7 protein-coding genes are annotated in these 16,661 nt (G+C 33.5%); all 7 read left to right on the top strand.

All coding sequences use genetic code 11. The features are described from left to right. Positions 1-70 precede the first annotated feature (70 nt). The 7 genes from RT228_RS03760 (at position 71) to RT228_RS03730 (ending at position 16,638) form a co-directional block, all read left to right on the top strand. Positions 71-3,274 carry a SusC/RagA family TonB-linked outer membrane protein gene (locus RT228_RS03760; RefSeq protein ID WP_006259622.1) on the top strand — a complete coding sequence of 1,068 codons (3,204 nt, stop codon included), beginning with the start codon at positions 71-73 and terminating at the stop codon, positions 3,272-3,274. Positions 3,275-3,291: 17 nt separating this feature from the next. Continuing rightward, positions 3,292-4,794 (top strand): RagB/SusD family nutrient uptake outer membrane protein, encoded by a 1,503-nt coding sequence (locus tag RT228_RS03755; RefSeq protein ID WP_006259621.1) that lies wholly within the window; start codon positions 3,292-3,294, stop codon positions 4,792-4,794. A gap of 169 nt (positions 4,795-4,963) precedes the next feature. After that, complete coding sequence (locus RT228_RS03750) at positions 4,964-8,023, top strand: SusC/RagA family TonB-linked outer membrane protein (RefSeq protein ID WP_006259620.1); 3,060 nt, start codon at positions 4,964-4,966, stop codon at positions 8,021-8,023. A gap of 5 nt (positions 8,024-8,028) precedes the next feature. Further along, positions 8,029-9,495, top strand: coding sequence for a RagB/SusD family nutrient uptake outer membrane protein (locus RT228_RS03745; protein WP_006259619.1), 1,467 nt, complete (start codon positions 8,029-8,031; stop codon positions 9,493-9,495). A gap of 268 nt (positions 9,496-9,763) precedes the next feature. After that, entirely contained in the window at positions 9,764-12,883 is a 3,120-nt protein-coding gene (locus RT228_RS03740) for a SusC/RagA family TonB-linked outer membrane protein (RefSeq protein ID WP_006259618.1), read from the top strand. A gap of 8 nt (positions 12,884-12,891) precedes the next feature. Then, complete coding sequence (locus RT228_RS03735; protein ID WP_039851946.1) at positions 12,892-14,562, top strand: SusD/RagB family nutrient-binding outer membrane lipoprotein; 1,671 nt, start codon at positions 12,892-12,894, stop codon at positions 14,560-14,562. Positions 14,563-14,655: 93 nt separating this feature from the next. Next, positions 14,656-16,638: a putative porin gene (locus tag RT228_RS03730; protein ID WP_259637926.1), complete on the top strand. Its 1,983-nt coding sequence runs from the start codon at positions 14,656-14,658 to the stop codon at positions 16,636-16,638. Positions 16,639-16,661 lie beyond the last annotated feature (23 nt).

Below are 16,661 nucleotides of genomic sequence, written 5' to 3'. Positions count from 1 at the left end.
TTCTTAATATTATTGTAAAATAATTCAAATATTTTGTTAGATTTGTTTCACTAACTAATCAATGTTATTAATGAAGAAATCTAGACTTAATTGGTTTTATGCTAGTTTGCTATTACTTTCGGTAAGCGCAGGTTATGCACAAGACAAGAAGCTTACGGGAGTTGTAAGCGAGGGAGGAACTCCTCTTCCAGGGGTTTCTGTTACAATCCAAGGTACTAACCATGGGACACAAACAGATTTGGATGGTAATTATTCTTTGAATGTAAAACCAGGAGATGTATTAGTCTTTAGTTTTATTGGTATGCAAGACACCACTTATAAAGTAGGTAATGCAAATACTTACAATGTAAATCTATCTACAGATGAGAACATCCTAGACGAGGTTATAGTTGTGGGGTATGGAACTGCAACTAAAGAGTCATTTTCAGGTTCAGCATCTCAAATTAGTTCTGCTCAAATTGAGAAAAAAAGTGTTTCTAATGCTGTAGCCGCATTGGCCGGAGAAGCTGCAGGTGTACGTATTATAAATCCAACTGGACAACCGGGGGCAGAGCCAACTGTACGTATTCGTGGTTTTGGTTCTGTTAATGGTAACCGTAGCCCATTGTATATTGTAGACGGCGTACCTTATAGTGGTAGTATTAGTTCTATTAATCCAGCAGATATTGGTTCAATGACTGTGCTTAAGGATGCTACTGCAACTGCAATTTACGGTTCTCGAGGAGCTAACGGGGTAATCATAATAAATACAAGAACTGGGAAAGGCTCGAAATCTTTTATAGAGGTTGAAGCAAAAACTGGTGTTAACTGGAGAGCTCTACCTAAATATGATAAGATTGAATCCCCTGAAACCTATATAGAGTATTCTTACGAAGCATTGAAAAATTATGGTAAAATTAAAGGTAATTTTTCTGATGCTGATGCTACTTTATGGGCGAATAAGAATTTATTTCTAGCTGATTATGGTATTCGTCCAAATTATAATATGTGGAATGTTGCTAATGGAGGAGAGTTAATTGATCCGACTACTGGTAAAGTTCGCCCAGGTGTGACGAGAAAATACACTCCTGAAAAATGGGATGATTATGCATTTCAGTCTTCTAGACGTATAGAGGGAAATTTAAATATGGGTGGATCAAGTGATAAGACATCATATTTTAGCTCTATTGGATATTTAAAAGATGAAGGATATTCAGTGAAATCTGATTATGAAAGATTAACTGCTAGATTAAACTTGCAACATAAGCCAAAAGAATGGTTAGATGCAAAAATGAATATTGGTTATACTCATTCTCAAAGTAATAACAGTGGGCAAGCTAGTGATTCTGGAAGCGTGTTTTGGTTCACAGATAATATACCATCAATCTATCCATTGTTTTTAAGAGATTCAGAAGGAAATTATGTTAAAGATATTTATGGTGGGAATCAGTACGACTATGGTGCTGGTAGAGGATTTGGTGCATTAACCAACTCTCTTGGAGATGTTCATTATGGCTTAAATAGAAGTATTCGTGATGAGATAAATGCAAACGCATCATTTGTTGTTGATTTATATGATGGTTTAACCTTTGAGACAACTATTGGAGGTCAGTATTACAATAATACGAATAATCAAAGAAGTGACCGTTTTTATGGATCAGCTGTTGCGATGAAAGGGTCTATTTATAAAGTAAAAAGTGAGGTTTTTTCTTATAACTGGACTAAGATGTTAAGGTATAAAAATGTTTTTGGAGAACACGGACTTGAGGCTTTAGCTGCACATGAGAATTATTCATATGAGTATAGATATAATACGATGAATAAGAGTGGCCTTGCAGATCCGAATGGTACAGAATTAAATAATGCAAGTACTACGATCAATGCTACAGGGTATATTAGTGATTATACTTTAGAAAGTTATTTTGGACAAGTAAATTATGATTATGCAAATAAGTATTATTTAACTGGGTCTATTAGACGAGATGGGTCTTCTAGATTTAAAGAAAATAAATGGGGAACATTTGCTTCTGTAGGTCTTTCTTGGGTAGCTTCAAAGGAAAACTTTATGTTAAATCAAGACTTATTCAGTTATTTAAAGTTTAAAACAAGTTATGGTACTGTTGGTGATCAAGCTGTAGGTAGCTACTATCCAGGGGAAAATATGTGGCAAGTAGATAGTTATGGAGGTGCTTTAGCAATCTATGAAACGAGTATTGGAAATCCTCTTTTGACTTGGGAAAAAAGTAAAATGTTTCAGGTAGGAGTAGAGTTCAGTCTTAAACAATTTTTAGATGTAAATATTGATTATTATATAAAAAATACTGATGATCTAATCTTTACACGTGCTGTTGGACCTTCTGCAGGATATGCTTCAATGACGGTAAATGACGGTAAGTTATTAAATAAGGGATTAGAATTCAATGTTACTGGTCATTTGTTAAAAACTAAAGATGCTTATATCGATTTATCTATCAACGGAGAGTATTTAAAAAATGAATTAAAGAGAATGCCAATAGATCCATCTACAGGTAAGGAGAAGGTTCTTGATGTAAGTGGTATTTATGGAAGAGCTAAAGGACATTCTTTAGGAGATTTCTATATGAGAGAGTGGGCAGGAGTTAATTCAGAAACGGGACAAGCTCAATGGTATACCTATACCTATATGGGGGATGATGGTAAAAAGAAGCATGTAGGGTCAATGGTAGATTTTTTAGAAAGTAATCCTGAAATGAAAGGGAAATTAACAAAAGAAACTACAACAACTTATTCTAATGCTACTTTACAACATACTGGTAAGTCTGCAATACCTAAACTTAGAGGAGGTGTTAATTTAAGTGCAGGGTACAAAGGATGGGATTTAAGCGTTCAGATGTTGTATAGTCTAGGAGGATATGCGTATGACAGTGCTTATGCTCAATTGATGGGTAATGATAAAATAGGTAGTAATAATTGGCACAATGATATTGCTAACCGCTGGCAAAAGCCAGGAGATATCACAGATGTTCCAAGATTATCTAGTGAGGCTGATACAAATGTAAATTCAACATCTACAAGGTTTTTAGTTAAAAGTGATTACTTAGCGATAAATAATATCAGATTAGGTTATACACTACCTAAAACATATGTAAAACAATTAGGATTAGCGGATTTAAGTTTCTTTGTTTCAGGTGATAATTTATTCTTGTTTACAAAACGTGATGGATTTAATCCTGCAGCCTCAGAGTTTGGTTCTTCTTCTATGTACCAATATCCTCCATTGACAACATTCACAGGAGGTGTTAAAGTTAAATTTTAAGTATTAAATTGAAGATAATGAAGACAAAAATAATGATAGCACTTAGTGCAAGTATGCTTTTAGGAGCTTGTTCTAAAGATTTTTTAGAGACATCAAGTACTTCTACTCTCTCTAAGTCAGATATAGATAAAATTTCAGAAAACTCTCCTCATTTAGGTGAAGCAACGTTAAATGGATTGTATGCTTATAACGTACGTGCTGGTGGAGGTGGAACTACAGGACATGATGATTTCGGACAAAAGGGGTATGATGTATATATGGATATTCTAAGTGGCGATATGAATCAAAATCAAAATGGCTACGGTTGGTATAGAGAAATAGGGAATTTTAGTGGTTTGATAAACTTTGCTAGTCAACCGAATTATAAAGGATGGCGTTTTTATTATTATATGATTCGTGGAGCTAATAATATTATTGTTAGTTACAATGGAAAAACTAGTTTGAATGATAGTGAAAAGAAAGTATTAGCTGAGTCTAAAGCTCTTCGTGCATATATGTATTATAACTTGGTTATGATGTATACAAAGGGATATGATGCTAATGAAAAATTATTGCCAGTTTATACAGATCCTTCATTAGCAAATAAACCTGCAAAACAAACACAAGAAGTTTTTGAGCTTATGATTGCAGATTTAAAAGAATCATTATCGTTATATGAGGAGGCTAATTTCACGAAGGGACCGAATATAAATTATTATGTGGCTAAAGCATTTCTAGCTTATGTCTATGCAGCTAAGGGAACAACTGATGCTTTACAAGAAGCAGCCATATTAAGTGAATCTATTATCAATGAAGGAGGATATCCTTTAGCTACTAAAGAAGTATTATTAGGAGGGTTTAATAAAGCTGTAAGTAATCCAAACTGGATGTGGTCAGCTACATTGACACTAGACAATAAATTGAATCTTATTTCTTGGTATGGACAAATAGATGTATTTACTTATGGTTATGCCGGTCTTGGAGATACTAAAGGAATGGCATTTGAATTATATAATGCTATTCCAGTAAATGATGTAAGAAAGAATCAATATGTTGTGAATACGGTTACTGATGATAAAGGAACTTCTAGGGATTATGGAACTAAAGCTGTTATTGCAGCAAATAAATTTTATTCAGCAAAAGGAAAGATTTTAGATGGACAACGCTACATAGAGTCTGATTATGTGTTTATGCGAATAGAAGAAATGTATTTATTAAATGCAGAAGTAAATGCTAGGCTTGGTAATGAAGCTAATGCTAAGCAAGTTTTAAAAGATTTGTTATCTATTCGTCTTGATGATACTTCACATGTTGATAATTTATCAGGTAAAACATTAATTGATGAGATTTTATTCCAAACTCGTATAGAGCTATGGGGTGAAGGTAAAGCTTATGCTGCTATAAAGAGAAATAAAGGAGTATTCCAATATGCTTCTAATCATTTGGCCAATCCAAGTGGTAGATTTCAGTATAATGATGATCGTTTAACTTTTAAGGTTCCGCAAGCCGAATTATTAAACAATACTGTTTATAATGATTAATTAAAATTAGATTTCTAATTTTTCTTTAGAATTGTATTAAAGCCCATCCAAATTTTGGATGGGCTTTTTTATTTGAATTCTATTACAAATACTTTATAGTTCTTTGTTTATGTTAATTTAATGTTAAGTACTGTGTTTAGATTTGTCATACTAACTAATCAATGTTTTTATGAAGAAATTTAGACTTAATTGGTTTTATGCTAGTTTACTATTACTTTCAGTAAGTGTAGGACACGCACAAAACAAAACACTTACAGGGAAAGTGAGTGATGGAGGAACGCCTCTTCCTGGTGTTTCGGTTACTATAAAAGGAACACAACATGGGATACAAACTGATTTGGATGGTAAGTACTCTTTAAATGTTAAGCAAGGAGATGTGCTTGTATTTAGTTTTATTGGTATGCAAGAAGTTACTTATGAAGTGGGTGCTCATACTATGTATAATGTCAATTTATTGGCTGAGGATAATCAGTTGGCGGAAGTTATTGTGACAGCTTATGGAGAAAATAAAGCTAGAAATGAGGTTACAGGTAATGTAGTATCAGTTAAGGGAGACGTTATTTCTAGTGTGCCAGTGGCATCTGTTGATCAAGCTTTGCAAGGTCGTGTAGCAGGATTACAAATGGCAGCTACTTCGGGATCACCTGGTGCTATGCAAGATATTCGTATACGTGGACGTAATTCATTGTCTGCTAATAATGAACCATTATTTGTAGTAGATGGAGTGCCTCTTACAAGTGGCGATATCTCTGGTAGTAAGACTGAAGTAGGTAATAGTTCTACATCAATTTCGTCTATATCTGGTATTAATAGCGAAGATATCGAAAGTATTAGTGTGCTAAAAGATGCTGGAGCAACTGCTGCATATGGTGCAAGAGGTGGAAATGGTGTTATTTTGATAACCACTAAACGTGGGAAAAAAGGAAAACCTAGTTTTGACTTTAAAGCTACAGTAGGTTTTCAAGATTTTGCTGTAAAAGGCCCTAAGTTTTTGAATGGGGAACAGAAAAAAGAACTTTGGTTAGAAGCTATTTATAATACGGATGGAAAGGCGAATGGGTTTACAAAAGATGGTACTTATGATTGGTATGTTCAAACCCGAGAAGGTTCACAAAGTCAATTAAAAAATTGGGTAGACAATGGTTCTGTCAATAATGATTGGAGAAATGCTGTATTAAATAAACACGCTTTTATGAGTTCCGTAGCGTTAAGTGTAACTGGTGGTGATGATAAAGGAACTTATTTTGCCAGTGTTGGACATGAGAAGTATGATGGTGTGGTGATAGGAACTGACTTTAGAAAGGTAACAGGTTCTTTTAATATGAGTCGCAACCTGTCAGATAGGTTTGATATAAAAATCGGAGCGAATGTATCTAATATTAAGCAAAATGCAATTTTAGAAGGAGGAGCATACTTTTCTAATCCGAATTTAACAGGTATGTTTATGAGTCCATGGGTAGCTATTTATAATGAGGATGGTAGTTTAAATACTAATATTGGTGGACTTCATAACTCTTTGTATACTGTTAAAAATGATTTTACTGAAAATGACATTTCTAGGGTTATTTCGAACAACTCTCTAGGATTTAAGATTATAGATGATTTAAAGTTTGAATCTACCTTGGGTTTAGATTATATCTTAGCTAATTATAAAGAATATAAAAATCCTAATCATGGAGATGGTGTTGGTGTAAATGGTTATGCTCAAAATGCAGTAAATCAGCGTTTTAATTATGTTTGGCAAAACTCTTTTAATTATAAGTTTTATTTAGGAGATGGACACCGTTTTAATACTCGTGCTATTATGGAGTTCCAAAAAAATAAATCAAATCTATTAAATGGTTATGGAGAAGTGATACCTCCTGGAATGACAGGTTTAGGAACGGCAGCAGCTAATTTTCACACTAGTGCAGAATATATTGATTGGTCGCAGTTAGGTTTTTTAGGATTAATGAATTATAGTTATGAAAATAGATATCTTCTTGACCTTACTTTACGTAGAGAAGGTTCGTCAAGGTTCTCAGATGACAATCGTTGGGGGACTTTCTATGCTATCGGTGGTGCTTGGAACCTGAGTTCTGAAAGCTTTCTAAAAGATATAAAGAATATTAATTTACTTAGACTGAGAGGGTCTTATGGAACTACAGGGAATTCTGAAATTGAAGCAAATAGATATGTGCAGCTTGTAGGTACAGGATATTATAATAATGAGTCGGCTTTAGTTTCAACTCAGTTTGGAGGCCCATTAGGCTGGGAGAAACAAACTAAAGTAGATTTCGGTATCGAGTTTGGTTTGTTTAATAATCGAATTTCAGGTAGCGTAGCTTATTTTGAAAGTAAAAGTAAGGATTTATTATATAGAAGACCTTTATCATTGACTTCAGGTTTTGAATTTCAATGGATGAATATGGGGGATCTTAAAAATAGTGGTTTTGAGTTTGAAATAAATTTTGACGTGATAAGAAAAGATAATTTTAATTGGTCAATAGGTGCAAATTTAGGAACTGTTAAAAACGAAATGGTTAATATGCCAATAGTGGATGGCAAACCATTAGAGGTTTTGGGGAGTTTTAAGGGGACAGTAAATGGTAAAGCCTTAGAGACATGGAGGCTAAGAGAGTTTGCAGGTGTTGATAGTCAAACAGGTTTGGCACAGTGGTATAAAGAAGATGGAACTAAAACTACTTCGTATAATCAAGCTGAAATTCGCTTCCAAAACACAAGTGCATTACCAAAATTTACAGGAGGTGTTAATACTAGGCTAGAGTATAAAGGGGCTTATATTGATGCATTATTCTCTTTTGCAGGGGGGTATAGTGTATATGATTATTGGGCAGGTTATACTAATGGAGTAAATTCAAGAACATTAAACACATATAATGGAACTACGGAATTATTGGATAGATGGCAGAAACCAGGTGACGTTACTGATGTACCAAAGTTAACAAAAGGTGGTGGAGGAAGCTATACTTCTGCAAGTACTCGTTTTCTTTATAAAGGAGATCATATACGATTAAAGCAGTTAACTGTTGGGTATAGTTTGAACAAGAAAGATGTTAAATTTATCGGCGTAGATGCAGTAAATTTATCTTTAACAGCACGTAATCCATTAACATGGGTTAAAGATAGCAGATTAAAGTGGGATCCAGAAGTGAAAGCAGATGGTTATATTGAGATGGCAACACCACCTTTAAAAACTTTTATATTTACATTAAATGTTAAATTCTAGATAGTATGAAAAAGAAATTTAGTATTTTCCTGATAGTAGGAATGATAACTTTGACGGGTGGTGTGCTTAATTCATGCTCCATAGAACCTAGTCAATCAAATTATAAAGACAACACAAAAGATCCTATTAAAAACAAGTATGACATGTTGGCTAGTTTAAATGGATCTTATGCAAGAATGACTTCTGCAAGTTATTATGGAAGAGATATTATTGCTTTTTCTGAATGTAGGTCGTCTTATATGTACTCAGATGATAGAACTGGTCGATTTGGAGTAGTATCAGCTTTTTCTTTGAATCCAACGTTTGCCTATCCAAGAGATACTTGGAAGCAAATTTATATGGTAATATCTAATACAAATAGAATTTTAGAAGCTCAAGTAGAGGATTCTCCTGAAGTGAAAAATTATCGAGGACAAGCTTATGTGATTAGAGCATTAGCACACTATGACTTATTGCGTTTGTATGGAGAGCAATATGTGGATGGTAAAGGCTTGAATGCTTTAGGTGTTCCATATAAGACAAGCTTTAAAGATATTGATGAAATATTATCACGTCCAAATGTTGGAGAAAACATGAATGCCATTTTTGCTGATTTGAATCAAGGTATTGATTTGCTTAAAGATGCAAAACTTGGTAATGGCGACAAACATCGTATAAATTTAGCGAGTGCTTATGGGATTAAATCAAGAATAGCATTGTTTTTTGGTAAATATGATAAAAGTAAATATGATATTGTGATAGAGAGTTCTTTGTTAGCTATTAACAGTTCTAATGTTAAAGTAATGTCTCGAAGTAGTTTTTTAGATGCTTATAAAGGAGATGGAATTATGTCAAATTCTTTGTTTGAATTAACTCAAAGTGGTACTGATAACAAAGGTAATAATAGCCTGTATAACATTTATGTGAAGAAACCTGATACAGGAGAAGGTTATGGAGATTTAGTATGGATAGAAGCAACAAAAGAAAATATCTTTCCAACAAAAAAGAATAATGTTCGCATAGATGATATTAGAAGTGCTGTAGTTGATACTTTAAAAAAGAATGATGTGTATCGAAATATTGGCAAATATACGAGTCGTAGTTCTAATATTAGAATGTTACGTATAGAGGAAATTATGCTTAATTATGTTGAAGCGGCGCTTTATGGAGCATCAAATGCAGATATGGCTAAGGCTTTAGATTTTTTCAATCAAATTGTAGAAGAGCGCGTGCTTGAAGGAGGAATTCCTAAAGTTTATTCTACCCTTTCTATATCTGAATATAAGGATGAGAGAGTAAAAGAGTTAATGTTTGAAGGGTTCGCTTATGAAGATATTATGCGTTGGGAAACTAAAGTTAATAATCCAAAATTGTCAGAAAATCCTGATATTCCAGTAAAAACAATTCAGTTTGGTGATAAGCTGACAGTTTTTCCTATACCACAATCAGAGATAAATGTTAGTAAGGTAGAACAGAATCAGGCTTATAAATAGAAGATTAAGAGTCTTGTTTAAAAGAAAAGGTTACTATGTTAGATAGTAGCCTTTTTGTTTTAATGTTAAAAATGTTTTTGTTTTTAATTTAATGTTTATTTGTTTTTGGATTATGTTTTCTTTTTGTTGTTTTTTTTTGATAAAAAACACAAGTTTGGATGATTTAATAATGTAGGTTGTAATTTTTTTATTTAAAAATAATTAAAGAAAACTTAACATGTTTAAAATCTTTTGTTAGATTTGTGATACTAACTAATCAATAATTAAAATGAAATCAAAGTTTAAATGGATCTTAGTAGGGTCTCTTGCTTTTTTGGTGCAAGTAGGTTTTGCTCAGGAAAAGACTTTTAATGGGATTGTAAGCGAAGGTGGGCTTCCTCTTCCAGGTGTTTCCGTTACGATTTCTGGTACTTCAGAAGGTACTCAGACTGACCTTGACGGAAAGTATTCATTAAAAGTTAAAAAGGGAGATGTAATTATTTTCTCTTTTGTAGGAATGAAAGACATTAAACACACTGTAGGTGGTGAAGCTGTTTACAATGTGACTATGGCGAGCGATGAAGAAATGCTTGACGAAGTGGTAGTAACAGCTTTAGGTATTAAGCGTGACAAGAAAAAGTTAGGTTATTCTTCACAAGAAGTTAAAGGTGATAACTTATCTGGATCAGGTCAGACAAATGCTGTTAATGCACTTTCAGGAAATGTTGCTGGTCTTCAAGTGACTTCTCCTTCTTCTATGGGTGGTTCTGCGCGTATCGTATTGCGTGGAGTGAAGTCTGTTACGGGGAATAATCAACCGTTAATTGTTGTGGATGGAGTGCCATTGGATAATAGTAACTTTGCTGATAGCAATATGCAACGTGGAGCTGGAGGTCGTGATTACGGAGATACTTCTGCCGACATTAATCCAGATGATATTGAATCTGTAACAGTATTAAAAGGAGGGCCTGCTTCTGCACTTTATGGTAATAGAGGAGGTAATGGTGTAATTATATATACTACTAAGTCTGCTAAAAATGGACGTACTGATATCGAGTTTAATACTGGATTGAGTTTTGAGAGCATTAATATTATGCCGAAACTTCAGACCTTGTATGGAGGGGGGTCTGCTAGTAAATTACCTACTGCTGTTATAGGTGGTAAAACGTATAACATTGCGGAGTATAAAGTAGATGAAAGTTGGGGACCTAAATTTGATGGTACACCATATTTACCATGGTATGCGTTCGATCCTGAGTTTGCTGATGATTATATGAAAGAAGTGCCTTGGCAAAAAGCTAAAAATGACGTTAAATCATTCTTCGATACTGGAATTACACATAGTCAATCTGTTTCTGTTGGAAAATCGTTTAAAGAGAGTAATGTAAGGATGTCTTTTAGTAACAATGTTACAGAAGGAGTAGTTCCAAACTCTAAATTGCAACGTAACAATTTTTCGGTTAATGCTTCTACGCAGTTGACAGATAAATTAAAGGCAGAGACTAACTTTAATTACGTTTATACAAAAGGATTTAATCGCCCTGAGGTAGGATATGGTGATAATTCTGTTGCACAAAAGTTCTTTCAATGGGGACAACGTCAAGTTGATTTTAAGAAATTAAAAGATTATAAACTTGCTAATGGAGATCAACGTTCTTGGAATAGAAATGCTTGGGATGATGGTACTCCTGCTTATTCTGATAATCCTTATTGGGTTGTTAATGAAAATACATCTCAAGATGTTCGTAATAGAATGTATGGGAATGTGAAGTTAACATATAATATTACAGATAAAATTTATGCTGTAGGTACTGTATATGGTGATCGTTATAGTTTTACAGTGGAGGAGCGTGTTGCTAAAGGATCCCAAGCTACGTCTAAGTATAGTATTATGAAACGTGATGTGTCAGAGTACAATTACGAAGGGCGTGTGCATTATGATGATCACTTTGGAGATTTTGGACTTAACGCTTTTGTAGGTGTTAATAGAAGTGAAAAGCGCAGAGACTATGTTTATGGTACTACTGTTGGTGGGTTAGACTTACCTAATCTTTATAACTTAAGTAATAGTGTTTCTGATGCGAAAGCAAGTAATGAGAAATTTCATTCAAGAACGAATAGTGTTTTTGGGTCTGTTAGTTTGAATTATAAGGAATTTTTATTCTTAGAGGGAACTATGCGTACGGATTGGTTTTCAACTGTTAAAAAATCAGTTACGTATCCTTCTGTAACAGGAACATTTATTTTCTCACAATTATTGCCAGAAGTTGACTGGTTATCATTTGGTAAAGTTCGTTTAGGATGGGCGCAAGTTGGAAATGATACAGAAGCTTATAGAACAGCAGATTATTATAATTTAGATGGACCATTTAACGGAAGTCCTACTTATTCATTAAGTGCAACTGCAAATAATCCTGATTTAAAACCAGAGATGATGACTACTAAAGAAATTGGATTAGAAGCTGGTTTCTTAAATAATAGAGTAGGGTTTGAGGTTTCATATTATCAAATTGACACAAAGGATTTGATTACTCGTGTTCAGTATGATGCAGCTAGTGGATTTGCTTATCAATGGCAGAATGCTGGAGATATGAAAAACAAAGGTATTGAAGCTACAGTGAATTTAGCGCCTGTACGTACTGATGACTTCTCATGGGATATTACTTGGAACTTCTCTAAGAATAAAAATGAGTTGACTCGTTTAGCGGATGGTGTTAAATCTGTAGAAATCACACGTGCTCCATTCCAAGTTTCATTACAAGGACAAGTGGGAGAAACTTATGGTCAAATTTATGGAACTGATTTTGTCTATGATGATCATGGAAATAAAGTTGTAGGTGCAGATGGTCTGTATCAAAAAACAGGTATTCAGGCATTAGGTTCTTATTTACCAGACTATAATATGGGACTTAGAAATAGTTTTAAGTATAAAAACTTTAGCTTAGGCGTGTTAATCGATATGCAAAAAGGAGGTAAATACTTCTCTACTTCACATATGTTTGGTATGTATACTGGTATGTTAGACAAGTCTGCAGAAAATGGTGTACGTGAAAATGGAATTATTCTTGATGGGGTTAAAGAAGATGGGACTAAAAATGATAAAGTAGTTTCTGGGCAGAAGTGGGCACAAAGCCACTATGGCGGTGTTGATGCACAAAACGTTTTTAACTCTGATTATATAAAATTACGCGAGATTTCTTTAGGATATGATTTGCCTACTAAATGGATAGGACCTTTCAAAGGGATTACTATCTCAGCTTATGGGCGTAACTTGTTTACATGGAACTTAGACTGGAAAGGAATGGATCCAGAAATGGCTTCTTACGGAAGTGGAAATATTCAAGCTATTGAAGGGGCTTCATTGCCTTCTACAAGAACTTATGGTATGAATGTTAAATTTAAATTCTAGAAACTCACATGAAAAAATATATGTATAAGATATCTCTTTTAGCTTGCGTTATAGCTTTTGTGAGCTGTGATAAAGACTTAGAAGATATCAATGTTAACCCTAATAAACCTTTGGAGGTACCAACGGGAGGGTTGTTTAATAAAGCGAATAAAGATTTAATGACTAATACACGAGGGGTATTCCCTTCAGGGCGTATGTCGTTACCTTGGGTTCAGTATTCAGCTCAAAGAAATTATACTGATGAGGATTTATATTTATTCCGTACAGGAGTGAATAATAGTTTATACACGAATATTTTTTTAGCAGCAAAAAACTATAAAGAAATAATAGATATTGTTACTAATGAGAATAATCAGATAAAAGTTCAAACTTATGGACATCCTGGAAATATGCTATCTGCGGCTCGTATAATGATCGTATATGCTCAGTTACAAGCTTTAGAGACGTATGGTGATATACCTTATTATTCATATGGTAGTGATGATCCTGATTTTGAAGCAATGACTGTGGGTACTGCAAATGCAAAACCAACACCTAAATTTGCTCCTCAGGAGAAAATTTATAAAGATATGTTGAAGGAATTGAAGGAAGCAGCAGAAAGTATAGAATTGGATGCAAAGATTTTTAATGCTGGAGATTTTCTTTTTCAAAGTCCTCTTAAGATGCAAAGATTTGCAAATTCACTTAGATTGAAAATTGCAAATCGTGTTAAAAGTGTTATTCCTGAAGCTCAGGCACATATTGATGATGCTGTTAAGGGAGGTGTTATGCAGTCTAATGACGATACAGTTGGATTAAAGTTTCAGAATGATAAAGTTAATCCAGCACCTTTTTATAGAGGAGCTTTTATAGATAATCGTAATGACTTCGCTCCTACAAATACGTTTGTTGAGCTATTAAAAGGAGAGGAAAAAATGACAGGTAAAAAGAATCCTTTTAAAGGTATTGTGGATCCGCGTTTATTTAAAATGGTGGCTCCTAAGACACAATATCTACCTGTGAAGCAAGATGATGGTTCAGTAAAAATGGAAGAGGTTACTGTGCGTTTTAGAGCAACTGATGATATTCCTAGTATTGAAGGAATGAACTATATAGATCGCCCTGTTGAATTTTATGTTGGATTGCCTATAGGGATTGAAGGTGCTTTTACTGGCTCACAGATAGGAAGTGTATCTCAATTTGGTGGTGCTATTTATAAAGCCGATAAGGTAGAGGTGCTAATGGAGTATTCAGAAGTAGAGTTTATTCTATCAGAAGTAAATAAATGGAATGATACTAATTATAAAAATGGAATTAGAGCATCTATGCTTAGTTGGGGAATCGATCAGACAGAGATTGATAAGTATCTGAAAAGTGTGCCAGCGGCAAATGAAGAGAACGTTATGACACAAAAGTATATTGCTCTTTATATGCAGCCTTATGAAGCATGGTCTGAATACAGAAGAACTAAATTCCCTAAAACATTCCTTTTACCAGGTGAAACAAGAGAACTTGTTGCACCTGGACCAAATGGAGAAACTCAGTATACATTTGTGCCAAAAGTAGATCTGAAAGATTTACCTGAAAGAATTACATATCCTTCTGATATGGAACTTGTAAATAAGGCAAATAAAGATGCTGCAGCTGCTCGTATGGGTGGTGACAAAATGGATACAAAACTTATCTGGGCTAAGAAATAATTAGCTTATTAAGTATAAAATAGAAAGCCATCTTCGGATGGCTTTTTTTATTTAATTCAAAAATAAATTTACCTTTGTCCAAATTATATTTTTATGAGCAAGTACCTAGGTGTTTTTCTATTGTTTTTTTGTTGTATGACTATCCATGCACAGTTTCAAACTTTAGATATGCAAGGAAGTTATAGACCTGATGGAGACCAAGATAAAAAAGGGAAGAAAGAAATAGGAAGCCTTAGACAGAAGGTAAAGAAAGACTCTGTGGCACCTATCAGTGACTATAAGATAATCTCAATTAAGAATGATACGATAGCTGTTGATACAGCTCTATCTGTAAAGAAGCACTATGAGTTTAATTACTTAAGAAAGGATCCTTTTGGGTTACTACAGTTTGCTAATGAAGGCCAGACCTATAACGTATTAAAATATAATTATAAAGCAAATCATGTTTTACCAGGTTTTGGTTTCGAAGCAAAACAATTTGCATACTTAAACGTAGAAGATATAAAGTATTATTCTGCACCTACGCCTTATACTGATTTATATTATAGATCTGTAATGAAGCAAGGACAAAATCTAGATGCTTTTATTACCTTAAATACAAGTAAGAACTTAAATTTCTTTGTAGGATATAAAGGATTGCGTTCTCTTGGGAAATACATTAATCAACTGTCTTCAACAGGAAATTTTAGAATAGGATCTAGTTATCAATCAGAAAATAAAAAGTATTTGATGAGAGCTCACTTTACAGCTCAAGACATCATGAACAAAGAAAATGGAGGAATACGTGACTTAGATCTTTTCGAAAGTAGTGTTAAACCATATAATAAACGTGAACGTCTTAATGTGTATTATCGAGATGTTGAAACGATGTTGAAAGGAAAGCGTTTATACTTAAATCATCAATATCAATTAAATAATTCTTTTAAGAATGGTATTCTACTGACTCATGAGTTTACCTATGAGGATAAGTTTTTTGAGTATCAACAAGCTGATATTAATAATCAATTTACTGATAAGACACACTTTGGAGAAGCATTTAATAGTAGTATAAATAATAAAACTAGATATTACAATGTATTTAATAGAGTAGGAGCAGCGTATCAATCAGATGTGGCAGGACGCTTTGAAGGATTTGTTGATTTCTATAAATATAGATACCATTATAAGAGCATAGCACATATTGGCGGTGGTCTAATACCTGATCAGTTAGAGAAGAATATAACAATGTTAGGTGGTAGATATATTTATCATAAAGATAATTGGAAAGCAAATGTTTTAGCGAGCACATCTTTAGGTAATGATGAAACAAGGAATTTTGAAGCTAATTTAGATTATAAGTACTCAGAAGACATTGCATTTCAATTAGGCTATCAAAATCTAAATAGAATGGGGAATTTAAACTATTATTTATATCAAAGTGATTATGTTAATTACAATTGGTATAATGAGTTTAAGAACGAAAAGATTAATCAATTCGACGCTTCTGTGACTACACCATGGGTAAAGCTGTCAGGGACATATTCAGTATTAAAAGATAAATTATATTTTTCAAACGATGCTACTGAGTTTGATAAGTTTGGTATACCACAGCAAGTATTAGTTACACCTAAACAATATGGAGGTACAATAAACTATCTATCTATTCAAGCTGAGAAAGACTTTAAATTTGGTAAGTTTGGATTAGATAATACATTCTTGTATCAGAAGGTAGATCAAAAAGATAATATCTTAAATGTACCAGAGTTTGTGACACGCAATACTTTATATTTCACAGATGCATTCTTTGATAAGGCTTTAAAGTTTCAGACAGGTATCACCTTGAGTTATTTTACGAAGTACTATGGAAATGACTATAATCCATTGATAGGAGACTTTTTTGTACAAGATAAAGTAGAAATAGGGAATTATCCAGTATTGGATTTCTTTATTAATATGAAGATTAGAACAGCTAGAATATATTTAATGTTAGAGCACTTTAACTCTAGTATGACAGGATACAAGTATTATTCAGCTCCTAATAATCCTTATAAGGATTTTACTTTGAGATTTGGGATAACTTGGAACTTCTTTACATAAGAATTTATAAATAAAAAAAGCGC

It is taken from the genome of Myroides sp., from assembly GCF_032073645.1.
Lineage (GTDB): Bacteria > Bacteroidota > Bacteroidia > Flavobacteriales > Flavobacteriaceae > Flavobacterium > Flavobacterium odoratimimum.
The sequence above is the reverse complement of the archived record's forward strand: the minus strand, read 5'-3'. Positions and strand labels throughout refer to the sequence as shown.

What these genes read in the sequence shown, in the direction of transcription:
- RT228_RS03755 (WP_006259621.1), top strand. Translation starts at nt 3,292, where the DNA reads ATGAAGACAAAAATAATGATAGCACTTAGTGCAAGTATGCTTTTAGGA.
- RT228_RS03740 (WP_006259618.1), top strand. Translation starts at nt 9,764, where the DNA reads ATGAAATCAAAGTTTAAATGGATCTTAGTAGGGTCTCTTGCTTTTTTG.
- RT228_RS03760 (WP_006259622.1), top strand. Translation starts at nt 71, where the DNA reads ATGAAGAAATCTAGACTTAATTGGTTTTATGCTAGTTTGCTATTACTT.
- RT228_RS03735 (WP_039851946.1), top strand. Translation starts at nt 12,892, where the DNA reads ATGAAAAAATATATGTATAAGATATCTCTTTTAGCTTGCGTTATAGCT.
- RT228_RS03730 (WP_259637926.1), top strand. Translation starts at nt 14,656, where the DNA reads ATGAGCAAGTACCTAGGTGTTTTTCTATTGTTTTTTTGTTGTATGACT.
- RT228_RS03745 (WP_006259619.1), top strand. Translation starts at nt 8,029, where the DNA reads ATGAAAAAGAAATTTAGTATTTTCCTGATAGTAGGAATGATAACTTTG.
- RT228_RS03750 (WP_006259620.1), top strand. Translation starts at nt 4,964, where the DNA reads ATGAAGAAATTTAGACTTAATTGGTTTTATGCTAGTTTACTATTACTT.